The organism is Mucilaginibacter angelicae, assembly GCF_042434235.1.
GTDB lineage: Bacteria > Bacteroidota > Bacteroidia > Sphingobacteriales > Sphingobacteriaceae > Mucilaginibacter > Mucilaginibacter angelicae.
In genome coordinates, this window is the sequence record NZ_JBHLTS010000020.1 from 257,608 (window position 1) to 273,642 (window position 16,035).

18 protein-coding genes are annotated in these 16,035 nt (G+C 41.5%); 12 read left to right on the forward strand and 6 right to left on the reverse strand.

What is annotated here, in order from left to right; translation table 11 throughout:
- Positions 1-306: 306 nt before the first annotated feature.
- The gene (locus tag ACFFGT_RS09305) at positions 307-1,761 is read right to left on the reverse strand and encodes an NADP-dependent isocitrate dehydrogenase (protein WP_377022249.1); all 1,455 of its coding nucleotides are present in this window, start codon (positions 1,759-1,761) and stop codon (positions 307-309) included.
- Positions 1,762-1,937: 176 nt separating this feature from the next.
- On the opposite strand from ACFFGT_RS09305, the gene ACFFGT_RS09310 reads away from it, so the two are divergent.
- The 3 genes from ACFFGT_RS09310 to purE all read left to right on the forward strand — a co-directional run bounded on the left by ACFFGT_RS09310 (position 1,938) and on the right by purE (position 4,145).
- On the forward strand, positions 1,938-2,327 hold the full coding sequence (locus ACFFGT_RS09310; protein WP_377022250.1) for a hypothetical protein: 390 nt from the start codon (positions 1,938-1,940) through the stop codon (positions 2,325-2,327).
- Between the two features lie 66 nt (positions 2,328-2,393).
- A complete protein-coding gene (locus tag ACFFGT_RS09315) occupies positions 2,394-3,533 on the forward strand; it encodes a 5-(carboxyamino)imidazole ribonucleotide synthase (protein ID WP_377022251.1) in 1,140 nt (379 codons plus the stop codon).
- A gap of 114 nt (positions 3,534-3,647) precedes the next feature.
- Positions 3,648-4,145 (forward strand): 5-(carboxyamino)imidazole ribonucleotide mutase, encoded by a 498-nt coding sequence (gene purE, locus ACFFGT_RS09320; protein WP_377022252.1) that lies wholly within the window; start codon positions 3,648-3,650, stop codon positions 4,143-4,145.
- 133 nt (positions 4,146-4,278) lie between these two features.
- Here the strand turns inward: purE and ACFFGT_RS09325 are convergent, their stop codons facing one another.
- A complete protein-coding gene (locus ACFFGT_RS09325; RefSeq protein ID WP_377022253.1) occupies positions 4,279-4,842 on the reverse strand; it encodes a YqgE/AlgH family protein in 564 nt (187 codons plus the stop codon).
- Positions 4,843-4,951: 109 nt separating this feature from the next.
- Here ACFFGT_RS09325 and pdxH point away from each other — a divergent pair, with 109 nt between their 5' ends.
- The 4 genes from pdxH to ACFFGT_RS09345 all read left to right on the forward strand — a co-directional run bounded on the left by pdxH (position 4,952) and on the right by ACFFGT_RS09345 (position 8,391).
- Complete coding sequence (gene pdxH / locus ACFFGT_RS09330; protein ID WP_377022254.1) at positions 4,952-5,599, forward strand: pyridoxamine 5'-phosphate oxidase; 648 nt, start codon at positions 4,952-4,954, stop codon at positions 5,597-5,599.
- Positions 5,596-6,093 carry an NADH-quinone oxidoreductase subunit C gene (locus ACFFGT_RS09335; protein WP_377022255.1) on the forward strand — a complete coding sequence of 166 codons (498 nt, stop codon included), beginning with the start codon at positions 5,596-5,598 and terminating at the stop codon, positions 6,091-6,093. The genes pdxH and ACFFGT_RS09335 overlap by 4 nt, the downstream gene beginning before the upstream one ends.
- A gap of 123 nt (positions 6,094-6,216) precedes the next feature.
- Positions 6,217-7,065, forward strand: coding sequence for a cupin-like domain-containing protein (locus ACFFGT_RS09340; RefSeq protein WP_377022256.1), 849 nt, complete (start codon positions 6,217-6,219; stop codon positions 7,063-7,065).
- Between the two features lie 129 nt (positions 7,066-7,194).
- Complete coding sequence (locus tag ACFFGT_RS09345) at positions 7,195-8,391, forward strand: NADH-quinone oxidoreductase subunit D (RefSeq protein ID WP_377022335.1); 1,197 nt, start codon at positions 7,195-7,197, stop codon at positions 8,389-8,391.
- Between the two features lie 197 nt (positions 8,392-8,588).
- Here ACFFGT_RS09345 and ACFFGT_RS09350 read toward each other — a convergent pair whose 3' ends face one another.
- Both ACFFGT_RS09350 and ACFFGT_RS09355 read right to left on the reverse strand, forming a co-directional pair.
- Positions 8,589-9,683: a S1C family serine protease gene (locus tag ACFFGT_RS09350; RefSeq protein WP_377022257.1), complete on the reverse strand. Its 1,095-nt coding sequence runs from the start codon at positions 9,681-9,683 to the stop codon at positions 8,589-8,591.
- Between the two features lie 12 nt (positions 9,684-9,695).
- Entirely contained in the window at positions 9,696-10,265 is a 570-nt protein-coding gene (locus ACFFGT_RS09355) for an RNA polymerase sigma factor (protein WP_377022258.1), read from the reverse strand.
- Between the two features lie 333 nt (positions 10,266-10,598).
- Here ACFFGT_RS09355 and ACFFGT_RS09360 point away from each other — a divergent pair, with 333 nt between their 5' ends.
- The 3 genes from ACFFGT_RS09360 to ACFFGT_RS09370 all read left to right on the forward strand — a co-directional run bounded on the left by ACFFGT_RS09360 (position 10,599) and on the right by ACFFGT_RS09370 (position 11,740).
- Entirely contained in the window at positions 10,599-10,802 is a 204-nt protein-coding gene (locus ACFFGT_RS09360) for a hypothetical protein (protein ID WP_377022259.1), read from the forward strand.
- Between the two features lie 178 nt (positions 10,803-10,980).
- A complete protein-coding gene (locus ACFFGT_RS09365) occupies positions 10,981-11,187 on the forward strand; it encodes a hypothetical protein (protein ID WP_377022260.1) in 207 nt (68 codons plus the stop codon).
- 109 nt (positions 11,188-11,296) lie between these two features.
- A complete protein-coding gene (locus ACFFGT_RS09370; protein ID WP_377022261.1) occupies positions 11,297-11,740 on the forward strand; it encodes a hypothetical protein in 444 nt (147 codons plus the stop codon).
- Positions 11,741-11,822: 82 nt separating this feature from the next.
- Here the strand turns inward: ACFFGT_RS09370 and ACFFGT_RS09375 are convergent, their stop codons facing one another.
- Entirely contained in the window at positions 11,823-12,278 is a 456-nt protein-coding gene (locus tag ACFFGT_RS09375; protein ID WP_377022262.1) for a PA2169 family four-helix-bundle protein, read from the reverse strand.
- Positions 12,279-12,360: 82 nt separating this feature from the next.
- Complete coding sequence (locus ACFFGT_RS09380) at positions 12,361-12,528, reverse strand: phosphatidate cytidylyltransferase (protein WP_377022263.1); 168 nt, start codon at positions 12,526-12,528, stop codon at positions 12,361-12,363.
- A gap of 705 nt (positions 12,529-13,233) precedes the next feature.
- Between ACFFGT_RS09380 and ACFFGT_RS09385 the strand changes: the two genes are divergently transcribed.
- Together ACFFGT_RS09385 and mqnC are read left to right on the forward strand one after the other, a co-directional pair.
- Entirely contained in the window at positions 13,234-14,736 is a 1,503-nt protein-coding gene (locus ACFFGT_RS09385) for an ATP-binding cassette domain-containing protein (protein WP_377022264.1), read from the forward strand.
- Between the two features lie 147 nt (positions 14,737-14,883).
- Entirely contained in the window at positions 14,884-16,008 is a 1,125-nt protein-coding gene (gene mqnC, locus ACFFGT_RS09390; RefSeq protein ID WP_243486892.1) for a cyclic dehypoxanthinyl futalosine synthase, read from the forward strand.
- Positions 16,009-16,035 lie beyond the last annotated feature (27 nt).

A 16,035-nucleotide genomic window follows, 5' to 3' on the forward strand; every position in this document is an offset into this window, starting at 1 on the left:
GCCGGAAGAAATAAAAAGCGCAGGGCTGTGCGATTCCCTCCCCTGGGAGGGTGTAGGGAGGGGTTTATTAAGCCTTTACCTAATTTTTAGAAAAGCTTATAAACCCCTCCCTACCACTACGCATCCCACCGCGCCCCTCCCAAGGGAGGGAATAAATATCGTCCGAACATCTGTGTTGAAACCAACAATAAGGGCGTAAAGATAACAAGAGAATCAAGAATCAGGATACAAGATTCAAGCCATCATTATACAAAAAAATAGCCCATGGATAATCCATGAGCTATCAAAACCATATTGTTAAATTGATTATTGGCCTTGTGCCAGGGTATAACCAATTTTACCATCAAAGTTCATCAGGAACTCCACAGAGCAAACCTTTACTTTAGTCGAAAAATCTGCAGCGATATGCAGTAATTCCTTTTGGCTGATTTCTTTACCGTTCTTTTTTTCGAAACGTACGCGGTACTCATTCACCAGTTCAGTATAGATAGATCCCGTTGGCCATACCTGTGTACCACGGTTAGAGATCATCACCAGGTTAAAGTTATCTGTAAGTGCTACCTGGGCCAGTTCTGCAAGTTCGGCTGGTTGTAATTTGCTTTCAACAAATACGTCGACACCAATCATTTCTTCTTTTATACCGGCAGTAACTGTAAGCTTATTCTTTTTAGGCTTAAATATTTCGCCTTTTTCTTCAAAGCCCTGTGTAGCAACAACAGCTCCGTTTGCAGGGATCTGCCCTAAGTTAGCTATCACAGCATTTGCAAATTCGGTTGTATTTGATGCAGGAACCGATTTATCGCCAAAATCGCCGGTGTGTATGCCCTGCTCCAAAGTATATAACAATGCGTTTTCAATCCTGGCAGCATTTGCCGAATCGCCAAGGAAACGCAGCATAGAAATACCTGAAAGCAGTAATGCGGTTGGGTTGGCGATGCCTTTACCTGCAATATCAGGTGCGGTACCATGCACGGCTTCAAATATGGAAATGTTATCGCCAATGTTTGCTGATGGGGCAAAGCCTAAACCACCTACTAAACCGGCACACAAGTCGGATACGATATCGCCCTGTAAATTGGTTAACACGATAGACTGGAAAATTTCCGGACGGGATACCAGCTTCATGCACAAATCATCAACAATGATATCAGATGCTTCAATTTCAGGAAAATCTTTAGCGACCTCGTAAAATACCTCTAAAAACATACCGTCGGTCAGTTTCATGATATTGGCTTTATGACCGCAGGCCAGTTTGGTATAACCTTTACGGCGTGCCATCTCAAACGCATAACGGATCACCTGCTCGGAGCCCGGACGGGTAATGATACGGCGGCCAACGGCAACATCATAAGTTAACAGGTGTTCGATGCCTCCGTAAGTATCTTCAATATTTTCGCGGATGATGGTGAGGTTAATCGGGATCCCTGCTTTTGAAAACACGGTATCAACCCCGTTCAGCGTTCTGAAATCGCGCTGATTAGCATAGGTATTCCAAACCTTGCGCGCGGTTACATTTATACTTTTTACACCTTTACCTTTTGGGGTTTCCATTGGGCCTTTAAAAAGGATGCCCAATTTTTCGATGGTCTCTTTGGCAAGTGCAGTCATCCCGGTTGAATGCCCGGCATCAAAATACGACTTACCCATTTCAACAAATTCGTATTCGAGCTGCACATTGCTTGCTTCAAAAATGCTCAATACGGCGCTCATAATCTCCGGACCTATCCCGTCGCCGTTTGCTACTGCTATTTTAGTTTTCATTAAAAAAGACGTTAAAATGTAAAAAACGGGGCAAAGGTACGGCTTTTTGAGGCTTACTGTGGGGCAGCGTTACCAATTTGTGACATTGGGATTAGGGCATTTAGCCCGATGATGCGTTAATTTGCATTAATTACATACCGTATAATCAACGGTAACCCATATCAATAAATATCACTATGAAGGCACTCGCCAGGCAACTTTTCAAAACTTTTCTTTTTTCGGTAATTATATCCATAGTAGTTAGCGCCGTATATTACTCGGTTCAGCATAAAGGCGTTAGCCAGGACCTGGACGGGATACTTCCGTCACTGGCCGAAAGCTTAGCGTTCCTGAACATCGTTATTTTTATTATGACGCTGCCTATGCTATTTTTAGCTAATCCGGCTTACTACAATAACATATCTGTGAGGCTGGTGCTTTATTTTGCCGGCTCCCTGGTATTTACCATAACGGCTTTCCGTTTACAATTAAGCCCGCAAAACAAAGCGTTTTACTTTATTACGGCCATCAGCTTTATAGTAGTACACAGCGTTTTTTATTACTTCATGACCAAAAAACGGCGTTAAGCCATTGTTGTTTAAAGCATTTATAGGCTTTTTGAAAGATTTAGGCTAAACTTGCATCTTCAAAATATGAAAGCATTTTACGGAGATTTAAAACTGGGTATTTTAGGCGGCGGGCAGTTAGGCCGCATGCTGATACAGCAAGCCATAAATTATAACGTTACTGTTAAAATACTTGATCCCGACCGCGAAGCGCCTTGCCGTAAACTTTGCGATGAGTTTACTATAGGTTCACTCGGCGATTATGAAACGGTATATAACTTCGGCAAAACTGTCGACCTGCTTACTATTGAAATAGAGAAGGTTAACGTTGATGCCCTTGAACAGCTGGAAAAAGAAGGCGTACTGGTTTACCCGCAATCCCGTATTATCCGGTTGATACAGGATAAGGGCCTGCAGAAGCAGTTTTTTAAGGAAAATGATATCCCTACTGCCGATTTCCAGATCATCTCGTCACCGCAACAACTTCAGCAAAGCCTGATCCCTTTCCCTTACATCCAAAAACTGCGCAAAGATGGTTATGACGGCAAAGGCGTATATAAAGTAATTGATGAAAGCTATCTTGCCGGCGCTTTTAAAGAACCGAGCCTTATTGAGAAATGGATCGATTTTGAAAAAGAGATTGCCGTAATTGTTGCCCGTAATGAAAACGGCGAAATCAGCACTTTCCCGATGGTTGAAATGGAATTTAACCCTAAAGCCAACCTCGTAGAGTTTTTGATAGCCCCATCCACCCTCCCATTCGCTATACAGCAAAAAGCCGAACAAATAGCCAAGAAAATCGCCGACAGCCTTAAAATTGTAGGCCTGCTTGCGGTTGAAATGTTTTTAGATAAACATGGCCGCATCCTGGTTAATGAGCTGGCCCCCCGCCCGCATAACAGCGGTCATCAAACAATTGAAGGCAATGTGGTATCACAGTTTGAGCAGCATCTAAGGGCGATATTTAATCAGCCCTTGGGCGATACGGCCTGCCTTAACAATGCCATTATGGTAAACGTTTTAGGCGAAGCCGGCTACGAAGGCCCTGCCATTTACCAGGGCATTGAAAAGGTTTTAAAAGTTCCGGGAGTGTATATCCACCTTTACGGCAAAGCTTTAACTAAACCCTTCAGGAAAATGGGCCACGTCACTATTGTAGATGCTGATAGAGAAAAAGCAATTGAGAAAGCGAGATTCGTACAAAAGACGTTAAAAGTAATAAGTTAATACAGACGTAACCCACCCGTCATTGCGAGGCACGAAGCAATCGCGAGCTATACAAGGCGAACCTGCTAATCGGGGATTGCTTCGTACCTCGCAATGACGCTTATAAATAAAACCATGAGTACTACCAAAGTCGCCATTATAATGGGCAGCAAATCCGATTTAAATGTAATGCAGGATGCTGCCGACGTTTTAGCCGAATTAGGCGTTGAATACGAAATAACTGTAGTATCGGCCCACCGCACGCCTGATCGTATGTTTAGCTACGCGCGTGCCGCTGCTGATCGTGGTATAAAGGTGATCATTGCCGGCGCCGGCGGCGCAGCCCATTTGCCGGGCATGGTAGCCTCATTAACCCATTTGCCGGTGATTGGCGTACCTGTAAAATCAAGCAACTCTATTGATGGTTGGGACTCTATCCTATCCATATTGCAAATGCCAAACGGCATCCCCGTAGCCACGGTAGCTTTAAATGCCGCCAAAAACGCAGGCATTCTTGCTGCCCAGATCCTGTCGACAGCAGATGAATACCTGGTAAAAAACCTCATCGACTTTAAAGAAAACCTTAAAAAGAAAGTTGAAGAATCGGCAAGGGAAATGGAAGGTGGGGAGTAGTTTGCAGTTGCCTGTAGGCAGTTAGCTGTTTGTGAAAAAATTGGATTTGACTAAAATCAAATCCAATTTTTGGTACGATAACATTAGTCGTTTTGTAAAAGTTACTGCAAACTGCCCACAGGCAACTGCAAACTCAATTCAAAGCCGGATTCTCCGGAAAATTAGCAATATGAGCGTAACGCTGGCCCAGACTGATCACTACCTGTCGCCATAGGTTTTGTTCATCGAGGGTAAATAGCGCTTCTATATCAAATTTGTTGGTCACAATCCAGCTGTCTTCTTTTATTTCTTCATCAAGCTGCTGGGGGATCCAGCCCGAATAACCGGCAAAAAATTTAATTTCATCGGGGCCTAACAGATAGTTGGATACCAGGTGTTTCACCTGGTCAAAATCCCCTCCCCAGTAAAGGCCATCGGCTATTTCAATACCACCATCTATTCTATCGGGAGCGCAGTGGATAAAATGCAATGTGTTTTTTGCTACCGGGCCACCCTCATAAACAGGCATTTCAGAGTATGAAACATCGGGCAGCACATCGCCCAATAAATATTCGCTTTGATGGTTAAGGATAAAGCCCATAGCTCCATCCTCAGAGTATTCTGTTAAAATTATTACTGATCTTTTAAAATTCGGATCCATCATAAAGGGCTCCGAAATAAGTAAATGGCCTGCCGCGGCCGCTATGGGACTAAGCATAAAGTTTAGTTGTTTAAATACATAACAAGCATAGTAAAAATATGTTCAATTATGAATAATGATTTACATCATTATATACGGTTTAATTAATTTGTAAGTTTGCATTAAAATGAATCAGCAGGAAATACAAAATTTAAGGCAGGATTATAGTGCCTCTACGCTGTCAGAAAACAGCACCAAGGGCGATCCTATTAAACAGTTTGAACAATGGTTTAACGAAGCATTGGAGGCAAAATTGCATGAGCCAAACGCCATGACGCTTTCAACGGCTACCGTAAACGGCAAACCTTCGGCACGTATTGTGCTTTTGAAAGGCTTTAACGCAGGTGGTTTTATATTCTTTACCAACTACTTAAGCCGTAAAGGAAAAGAGATGGCAAAAAACCCTCATGCAGCATTAACATTTTTTTGGGGAGGCCTTGAGCGCCAGGTTCGTATTGAAGGCACCATCGAAAAAGTAAGCAAGGAGGATTCTGAAAGATATTTCCATTCGCGCCCTAAGGGAAGCCAGGTTGGTGCGGTAGTATCACCCCAAAGCCAGGAAATTGAAAGCCGCGAAGTGCTGGAGCAAAAATGGAACGAACTGGAAGCCGAATATGCTGACAAGGAAGTGCCTAAACCATCGTATTGGGGTGGGTATATCCTGAATCCGCAAATGATTGAGTTTTGGCAGGGCCGCCCAAGCCGGATGCATGACCGGATCCTGTATAAAAAAACTGATAAAAAAACCTGGAAAAAAGTACGCCTTGCACCATGAGTTTTGATGATATTAAACAGCTGCTCACCGAAAAATTTGGTGATACCGTAATTACCGGCGAAGAAACAGGCGGCTTGCAAGCCGCCCTTCTTATTAACCCGGATGATATTACAGCAGTATGCCTGGAGTTGCGCAACAACCCCAAAACCTATTTCGATTTTCTGTCGAGCCTGAGCGGGGTGCATTACAATGATGAAACAAACCGTTATGGTGTGGTTTATCACCTGGCATCCATCCCTTACAAAACCCAGCTTACTTTAAAAGTAAGCAAGCCGCACCAAAAAGAAAGCCCCGAACTGCCCGAATTTAAAAGCGTAACTTCTGTTTACCGCACGGCCGACTGGCACGAGCGCGAAGCTTACGATATGCTGGGCATCTATTTTGAAGGCCATCCCGACCTTCGACGCATTTTACTGCCCGACGATTGGGAAGGCTTTCCTCTGAGAAAAGACTACCAAAACGCCGAGTTTTATAAAGGTATCAGGATAGATTAGTACTTTATCCAAAGGCTCGTATTTTTGCCCTGTAAGGCTTAACTATTTAAGGCCCATCCCGTATAATGTCCATAGTTTAATTAAATCTTTTTAGTAAGATTGTATAACCCTATTTATTAAACCATGGATATTATAAGGAGAGATAACATCACTTACGAGGAATTTATTGAGGAGCATTATAAACCCGGCATTCCGCTGGTTTTTACTAAAGCTGCTAAAGTTTGGAAGGCAAACGGCCTCTTCAGCCCCGATTGGTTCCGTGAAAATTATCCAGACCGCAAAACCGATGTAAGGGGTACTACTTATACCATAAAACAGGTGATGGATATGGTTGAGGCCAGTACGGAAGATAAACCGGCCCCCTATCCGATGATCTTTGATATCCCCTCAACCATTCCGGAATTGATGCCGCTTTTGGATCCGCTGGATTTGAATTACGCATCACCAAACTGGTTACGTAATAAAATGTTCAACATAGGCAAATGGGGCGGTGCTATTGAAATGTTTGTTGGCGGCCCCGGCGGCAGGTTCCCTTATATGCATATTGACTACTATCACCTTAATGCCTGGATTACCCAGCTTTACGGCGAAAAACGCTTTACCGTATTCCCCCGCGGCCAGGAAGACCTGCTTTATCCGCGACCAGATGATCCGTGGCGTTCAGAACTGAATATTTTTGAACCGGATTATGAAAAATATCCCAAATTTAAAGATGCTACCCCAATACATTTTGTTGTAGGCCCGGGCGAGACCTTATTTATCCCCTTTGGCACCTGGCATTCGGCATATTCATTAACACCAACCATATCGGTGGCTTTTGATACGCTCAATAACAAAAACCACAAAGAATTTATGAAGGATGTATGGACCTTCAAAAGCCGCGACAGCAAGGCAAAAGCTGTGGCCATGTACAGCTATGCATGGGTTGCAACCCAACTTAGCAAAATGACCGACAAATCAACGGTAAAATAATTATCTCCTTTTTAATCAATTTTGACGGAGTATCAGCCCATAAATGAAAAAAAAAGCTGATTTTTGATATCCGGATGTGGTAATATATTCTACATCCGGGTCTTAATTTAACCGGATATAAAATTGGTCATTACAAATCCCAAATACGAAGAAGCCCTACTCAGGTACAATAAAAAGATAGCCGATGCCAGCGTTGAGGATATGATCCTTAATGTGGGTCCACAGCATCCCTCAACTCACGGTGTTTTAAGGCTTGAGTTAATTACCGATGGCGAGATAGTAAAAGATGTGATCCCCCACATCGGCTACCTGCACCGCTGCTTCGAAAAACATGCCGAATCGTTAACTTACCAGCAAACCATTCCTTTTACCGACAGGATGGATTACCTGGCTTCCATGAACAATAGCCACGCCTTTGTAATGGGAGTTGAACGCATGATGGGTATTGACAAGGACATTCCAAAACGGGTTGAGTACATCCGTGTACTGGTTTGCGAATTAAACCGCATAGCATCGCACCTGATAGCCATCGGCACTTACGGTATCGATATAGGCGCCTTTACCCCTTTCCTGTGGTGTTTCAGGGACAGGGAGCATATTATGGGGATGCTGGAATGGGCTTCGGGCTCGCGTATGTTATACAATTACATTTGGGTGGGCGGCTTGTTTTATGATTTACCGGTTGGTTTTGAAGAACGCTGCCGCGATTTTGTAGAATACTTTAAACCCAAAATGGTTGAGCTTAACCAGCTGCTTACCGATAACCAGGTATTTATATCCCGTACGGCCAATGTGGGCGTTTTACCGCTTGATGTGGCTATCAACTATGGTTGCTCCGGCCCAATGTTACGTGCATCGGGCTTAAAGTGGGATTTACGCCGTATTGATAATTATTCGGCCTACCCCGAAATTGATTTTGAAATTCCCATTGGCACAGGCCTTATGGGTAAAGTTGGTGACTGCTGGGACAGGTATAAAGTACGTGTTGATGAAATTGAACAATCAATACGGATTGTTGAGCAATGCCTTGACCGTTTGCAAAAAGAACTCAAACGCACACCTGATTTTGATCCCCGTGCTAAAATGCCCCGCAAAACTATTCCCAAGGCGCAAGATTACTATGTACGCTGCGAAGGTGCAAAAGGCGAGCTTGGCTTCTATTTTATTACGGATGGCAAATCGGAGATCCCTACCCGTGTAAAATCCCGTGGACCAAGTTTCAATAACCTTTCTGTATTGCCCGAACTATCTAAAGGCGTATTGATTGCCGATTTGATAGCTATAGTAGGCTCTATCGACTTTGTTTTGGGCGAGGTGGATAGGTAACCGTAACCACAAATATCTCCATCACGTCATTGCGAGGCACGAAGCAATCGCGAACAATACAGAGCGACTCTGTAAATCGGGGATTGCTTCGTGCCTCGCAATGACGACGGATAAAAATATCGCAAAACAAAAAAAGAGACACCTCTCGGCATCTCTTCTCATTTTAATATATTAATTTTTATTGGATGGGCTAATGATTATTGGTTATACACTTTAACCATAAAAACATAGTTTTTAAGCTTATTACTCTGTTGGGTACGGCTTAAACCAGCTAATTTATTCTTGGTGTTCAAATTAAGTGTTTTCGATAATGAATCCGTTGGGATATTCTCTATCGCTTTTAACAGGTAGGTTGATTTTTTGGCAAAATATGCACCTGCAACCTGAGTTTGACGTGCTGTAATAACACCTATTACATTCCCTTTTTCGTCCAGCAACGGACCTCCTGAATTACCTGGATTTACCGGAACAGAGATTTGATATTCGGTAGTGTCTCCCGAGTAATTTGCAGCCGAAGCTAAATAGCCTCCGCCATAAACCATATTATCTGCCGGATAACCAAGCGTATAGACACCTTCCCCAAGATCGCTTTCAGACCTTTTAAGATTATATGGTATAGGGCCAAGATTTTTAAATGCGGGATCGTTGATCTGTAATATTGCCAAATCATACTTAGGCTCAATATAAATAACCTTAGCATGAAACGATTCTCCTGCAGCATTCTGGACATAAACCGAATCAGCATTTTTGATCACATGGTAATCCGTAGCCAGGTAACCGTTTGAAGTAAGCGCAAAACCAGTACCTCTGAAATTGGCAGGCGGCGTAACTGCTTTCGGCTTTGAAGGCGTGTGAGCTCCGGCACCAATAATTTTAACTTTATTATCAATTATATTGATCTTGCCTATAAGTTCCTGATATTTTGATTTATCGTTGTTCAGCTTACCCGTAACAATCAATATGCTCAACACGGCAAATATCATTACCGATGCCGCTACCGATATTTTTGAATGATGATTACGCCACATGCGCACAATCCATACAGGATGGATCATCACTTCTTCTTTCAGTGCGTGAACATCAATCTCGGCATGAATAGCGTTCAGGCGGTTTTCAAGCTCAAGGCGTTCGCCGTATTGCTTCAATAAACCTATAAACTGAAGGTGTTCGGTAACTTTACTTTCAACAGCCGCATCGTTTTTACGAAGCAGGTCAAATTGAACCCGTTCTTCGGCGGTCATGCTGCCGTCAAAGTACCGTTCAATAAATTCTGTCATTTGGTTATCACTCATCTCTTGATCTCCTTATTTCTGCTGAAAAAATAATTTCTTCAGCCTTTGCAGGCATTTGTACTTTTGGGTTTTGGCATTATCCGCATTGGTATAGCCAAACCGCTCACAGATCTCCTGCATCGATCTGTTTTTAATATAAAAATCTTCCATAATGGTTTTACAGGGTTCGCCCAATAACTGGAGTGCACTCTCCATTTTACCAAACTGGATATCCCTGTCACTATGGCTGTCTATTTCTTCTTCAACGGGCAGGTGCTCCTCAAAATCCCTGATATCGCCGCCGTACCTGTTCATCTGGCTTAGCCTTTTAAGCCAAAGCCGTCTGCAAACCGAGTATATATAAGTTTTAAGCTTACTGTTAAGCTCAAAATCGCCCGCTTTAATCTTATTGTAAAGAACTATAATGGCTTCCTGGTAAATATCTTTGGCATCGTCTTCATCGCCATTGTTGTTAATGATCAACTGTAATATCATCGGGAAATAGGTTGTATAGAGCCTCTTCAGCACTATTTCCGAGTTGTTAAGTATCCCAAGAACTATTTCACTATCTGTTGGAGCCGAAGCTTTTAAGTCTTTATTCACTCTTAATACTATTTAGGCCAAATTGTAACCCACTATTATCAAAAAAAATCAAACTAAAATAAATTAATAACATTCGCATTACATTTCATTGCCTGTAACAATTGTATGCTGCTTTAAAGTTTATGTTTAATACCTGCAGGTAAACAAGGTAACCCAATGTTAAAAACTATGCAGGCAAATCTGCAATAAAAAAACCGCTTGCTAAAACAGGTACATTAAACTACTAATTCTATAGAATTTACAAAGATTTTAATTTTTATGGGTTACCTTTTCCACTAATGTGTATTAACTACCAAACGATCACAAAACATTAACATTTTAAAACTTCAAAAAATGAAAAACTCATTCAAATTAGGTTTCGTAGCTTTAGTACTTGCAGCTTCTTTTTCAGCTTGTGGCGGTAACGCTAAAAAAACTGATGGCGATACTACTAAAACTACTGTAGTTGACTCAACTAAAGTTGTTACTGATTCAACTAAAACCGACACTACTAAAGTAGTTGCTGATACCACTAAAAAAGATACCACCAAGAAATAATTATTTCTGATAAAATAGAAAGCAGTTAAATATCATTTTTAATCTTTTTCTATTGATTTTTTAGTTATCCATCAATAAAAAAGGTGACTTGTAATTTTTTTTCAAAATTATGGGTTACCTTTTTTTGTTTCTGGTATTAAGCTGTAAACTATTAAATCACTTATTAAAAAAATTAAACATGAAAAATTTCAAATTAGGCTTTTTAGCTTTAGCTATCGCTGTTTCTTTCGCTGCTTGTAAAGGTTCTTCTTCAGCTTCTTCTGCTGATTCAACTAAAGCTGATTCTTCTAAAATGGCTGCTGACACTACTAAAGCTGACACTTCTAAAATGGCTGCTGACACTGCAAAAAAAGACACTACTAAAAAAGACACTACTAAAAAGTAATTTAACTTTTTATGTTAAAAAAACGCCCTGGTTTTCCGGGGCGTTTTTTTTGCTCCATAACCGCGAAACAATTTCTGTTGGTATTGCTTAATGTGATAAGCAATAAAATATGAAATATTCTGAATGGAAAACGCTTAGTACCGACGAGCGTAAAAATATTAACTGGCACCGCCATCCGCACATCCGCACCGCTACCCTTTTCACCATAGCTTTTGCAATAACGTTTATTATTGTAGTAATGGGTATAAGCAAAAACAGCACAGTACATCTTAACCGCAAGCCAACAGCAAAGGAAGCTTTTGCCATGGCCAAACAATTTGTGAAAGAAAAACTAAAGCAGCCCGAAAAAGCAGTTTTCCCCGACGCAGGTTATAAATCATCCATTGATACAGCAGCCAATAACTACCAGGTACAATCAACAGTAAAAGTTGAGAACGATGGCGGTAAGATGGAACAGTCGGTATGGGAAGTTAAAATGCAATATACAGATGGCGACTGGTCCGAAAAAAACAGCTGGCAGCTTAAAGAAATCAGCCTCATTCCTCAACCATAAAAATAATCCGATTAGCAATTACAAAAAAAGGAGCAGTTATAAAACTGCCCCTTCTGTTAACCAATAATAAATAGCCCTTTATTTAGTGAACACTATCACGCAGGGCTTTGATCTCGTCATGTGCCTCAAGCAGCTCACTTTCCTGTTGGCTGATGGTTTCGCGCAGGTAGGCCGGTAAGTTTTCATCTTCAAGTGCGGTACGGTAAGCCTTTAAAATGGCATCTTCACCAAATTCACATTCTTCCAGTACATCATGTGTATCATGCCCGGTAAATGCAGCTTTTACATCAAGCCAAACCCGGTGTATTTTGCCGCTTGTAGTTGTGCCGGTTTCCATATCCTTCCCAAATGCGCTGACTTCGGTACCCAAAGCAAGTTTATACCCCTGGCTTTGGCCTATAAGCCTTGTAAAAATTGATTTTAGTTCGGTATCGCCATCCTTCAAATCTTTTGAAGCATGCTGATAACCCTCAATCCTGTCATTGTTAATCTGAATCAGATCATTCAAAATCTGTACGGTTGCTTGTGTATTTTCCATGATTAGATGTTTTTATATAAAGACTAACCTATTTTAAATTAAATTGTTTAATTAATTATATAAAAAATATCTCAAAATGAAATTAACTTTTACCGCGAAAAAGTGATATGATCCAGATAATAATAGCGATAACTACGACAACAGCAATGATGCCGGCAATAGCTCCCGCTTTAAATATGCCGGTTATAACCGAGCAGCTGCTTAAAGTAAACAGCACAAATGCGAATAATAAAAAATGTAAGTTTTTCATGGTTAATGTTTTAATAGATAAAGTTTAATGAATGGTTTATACCGGTCATTATTGTGTCAACAGAGGTGCAATAATCAGGCCTTTTTAAAATCAGGCTTATTGGATTAAACAGTTGATAATTATTGTACAGGGATGTATACAATTATCCCCTTTGCCAATAAAATAAATTGACACTTGCCTGAATTTAATTACCAAAATATTTCAAAAATAATTCTGAAATCAAAAAACAAACACTGTACTTGAATGTTACTACTATACGTTATAAACCAAAGGTATATTAATAATTTATTGGAGGTTATAGTTTAACTCATGGCTGTTTACCGCCTGAGATACGGGTTTATTTTATAAAATTATTTGTTACACAATTTATTTTCCACCAACTATGATAGTACAGGTACAACCAAACATTCAATGTGAAAACTGCATTAAATGCGGCAGAAGACCTCATGTTGAACAACATAAAAACTTCTGGATACTAACATGCCCCAACAAAAGCTGCAAAAATTCGGTAAAATCACTTATTGTCGACTTTGCCACCTGGAACAGGCTTAACAAAAAGACTAATGAGATACCGGCCACAACCGAAACATTAAAACGTACCGCTTAAAACTATTAGGGGCAGGACAGCTGGAACTATAAATCCACAAAAATTTCAGGGCTTTAACCCAGATGAGTACATTTACGCGCTACTCTACTTGTTAAGCTATGACAAATGCACTTCTATCAATAAATAAAGCAACCGTACGTTTTTTAAATACAACATTATTCACCGGCCTAAGCTTTACTATAAATAAAGGCGAAAGCTGGGCTCTCATCGGCGAAAGCGGATCAGGAAAAAGCGCTTTGCTACAAACCATAGCAGGGCGCTTTAATGTTACCGGGGGTGAAATAAATTATCATTTCTGGAACGATTACGCTAAACTTTTCAATGCCAACGATGTTGCAACACCACATAAGCTCATAGCCCTGGTTGAGCCAAAACATCATTTTCGCAACCTGTCAAACACTACTGATTTTTATTACCAGCAACGCTATAACTCATCCGATTCAGAAGATGCGCTTACAGTTGTTGACTATCTTAATACAATACCGCACTTTCCAGGTACCAATACATCCTGGACATTTGACAAGGTGATTTCATTATTAAGGCTCGAAGCACTGCTTAATAAACAGATCATCAAACTATCAAACGGCGAAACCAAACGCCTGATGCTGGCAGCTGCGCTGCTTAAAAACCCGGTATTATTAATGCTCGACAGTCCATTAACCGGGCTGGATGTAAAAACCCGTGAAGATTTTAACGGTATTATTGAGCAGATCACAGCATCCGGCATTAATGTTATAATTGCTACTTCAATTCATGAAATCCCTGCAGCTATTACCCATGTTGCCGTGTTAAGCAAGGGAGTTATTATTCATGAAAGCACCAAACAGGATTTTAAAACTGAACTTTTTGAACAGGATACTACCGACACCATTGATACCGGTGAACTTAGCGCATTACTCAATATTGATAAAAACCCTGCTGTTTACAACCAGATTGTAAAAATGGAAGATGTACATATTCAGTATGATGATAAAGTGATACTGGATAATGTAAACTGGCAGATCAACCCCGGAGAGCATTGGGCTTTACTGGGACCTAACGGTGCCGGCAAGTCAACATTATTAAGTTTAATTAATGGTGATAACCCGCAGGCCTACGCTAACAATATTATTTTATTTGATAAAAAACGCGGAACCGGCGAAAGCATCTGGGATATCAAAAAGAAGATCGGCTTTGTATCGCCCGAATTACACCAGTACTTCCCTACCGATAACAGCTGCTTACAGGTGATCGAATCTGGCTATTATGACACCCTTGGCCTGTTCAGGCCAAGCAATAAAGAGCGCGCCGAAATTGCACTGAGGTGGATGAAGGCCTTAGAGATTGAAAAGTATGCCCGTGTACTGCTCAAAAATATCCCGGCAAGTGCGCAGCGTCTCTGCCTGCTGGCCCGTGCGTTGATCAAAAATCCGGCACTATTAATTTTTGATGAGCCAGGCCAGGGAATGGACGATCATCAGCAGCTCCATTTTAAAAACCTGGTTGATACCATTTGCAGCCTCGGTAATGTTACCCTTATTTATGTAACCCACTATCAGCATGAAATACCCAACAGCGTTGATAAGGTATTAAGGTTGGATAAGGGGAAGGTGGTTTCTTGAGGCAGAAAGCCAAAAGCTCAAAGTTGAAAGCTGAAGGAATAATAAGCTTTGGGCTTTCTGCTTTGAGCTTTCTGCTTTTCTATCTTTTTTGTCAATTATTTAACAGCGCACAAAATCAAATTATCAACTTACGTATATTTGCCTGATATGAATACAGCCGATCTGTTGCAACGCGCGTTGCGGTTTGATTTTTTAACGCTTGAAGAAGGCGTTTACCTGTATAACAACGCCTCTACTGCCGAGTTGATGTACACTGCCAACGAACTTCGTAAAATACAGGTTCCGCATGGCAAGGTTACTTGGCAAATAGACCGTAATGTTAATACCACCAATGTTTGTATAGCCAATTGCAAGTTTTGTAATTTTTTCCGCCGTCCCGGCCATGAGGACAGTTATATAACTGACATTGAAACATATAAAAAGAAGATTGAGGAAACATTCCGTTACGGCGGCGATCAGTTGCTGTTGCAGGGCGGTCACCACCCCGATCTTGGGTTGAAATTTTATACCGATCTGTTCCGGGAACTGAAACAGCTTTATCCTAAATTAAAGCTGCATTCATTAGGTCCGCCGGAAATTGCTCACGTAGCCAAACTGGAGGGTATGCCCCATATTGAAGTACTAAGGGCGATGAAGGAGGCCGGTTTGGACTCATTACCGGGTGCCGGTGCCGAGATCCTGAACGACCGTGTGCGCCGCCTGATATCAAAAGGTAAATGCGGCGGTAAAGAATGGCTCGATGTAATGCGTGCGGCTCACCAGCTTAACCTGCCAACATCGGCAACTATGATGTTTGGTCATATCGAAACCATTGAAGAGCGTTTTGAGCATTTGGTTTGGATCCGCGAGGTGCAGGCCGAAAAACCGGAAGGCAACTATGGCTTTATAGCATTTATACCATGGCCTTTCCAGGATGACGGTACCCTTTTACGTAAAGTACGCGGCATCACCAATAATGTAACCGGCGATGAATATATCCGTATGATTGCTTTGAGCCGCATTATGCTGCCAAATGTTAAAAACATCCAGGCATCATGGCTTACAGTAGGTAAGCAGGTTGCTCAAATTTGTTTACATGCAGGCGCCAACGATTTTGGTTCGATCATGATTGAAGAAAACGTAGTATCCGCCGCTGGTGCACCACACAGGTTTACAGCCAAAGGGATTCAGGAATCAATAAAAGAAGCCGGCTTTGAGCCTCAGCTTCGTACCCAGCGATACGAGTGGCGCGACATCCCCGTTGAAATTGAAGAACAGGTTATAAATTATTAGTTTGCGGTTGGCAGTGTCCGGTTGGCA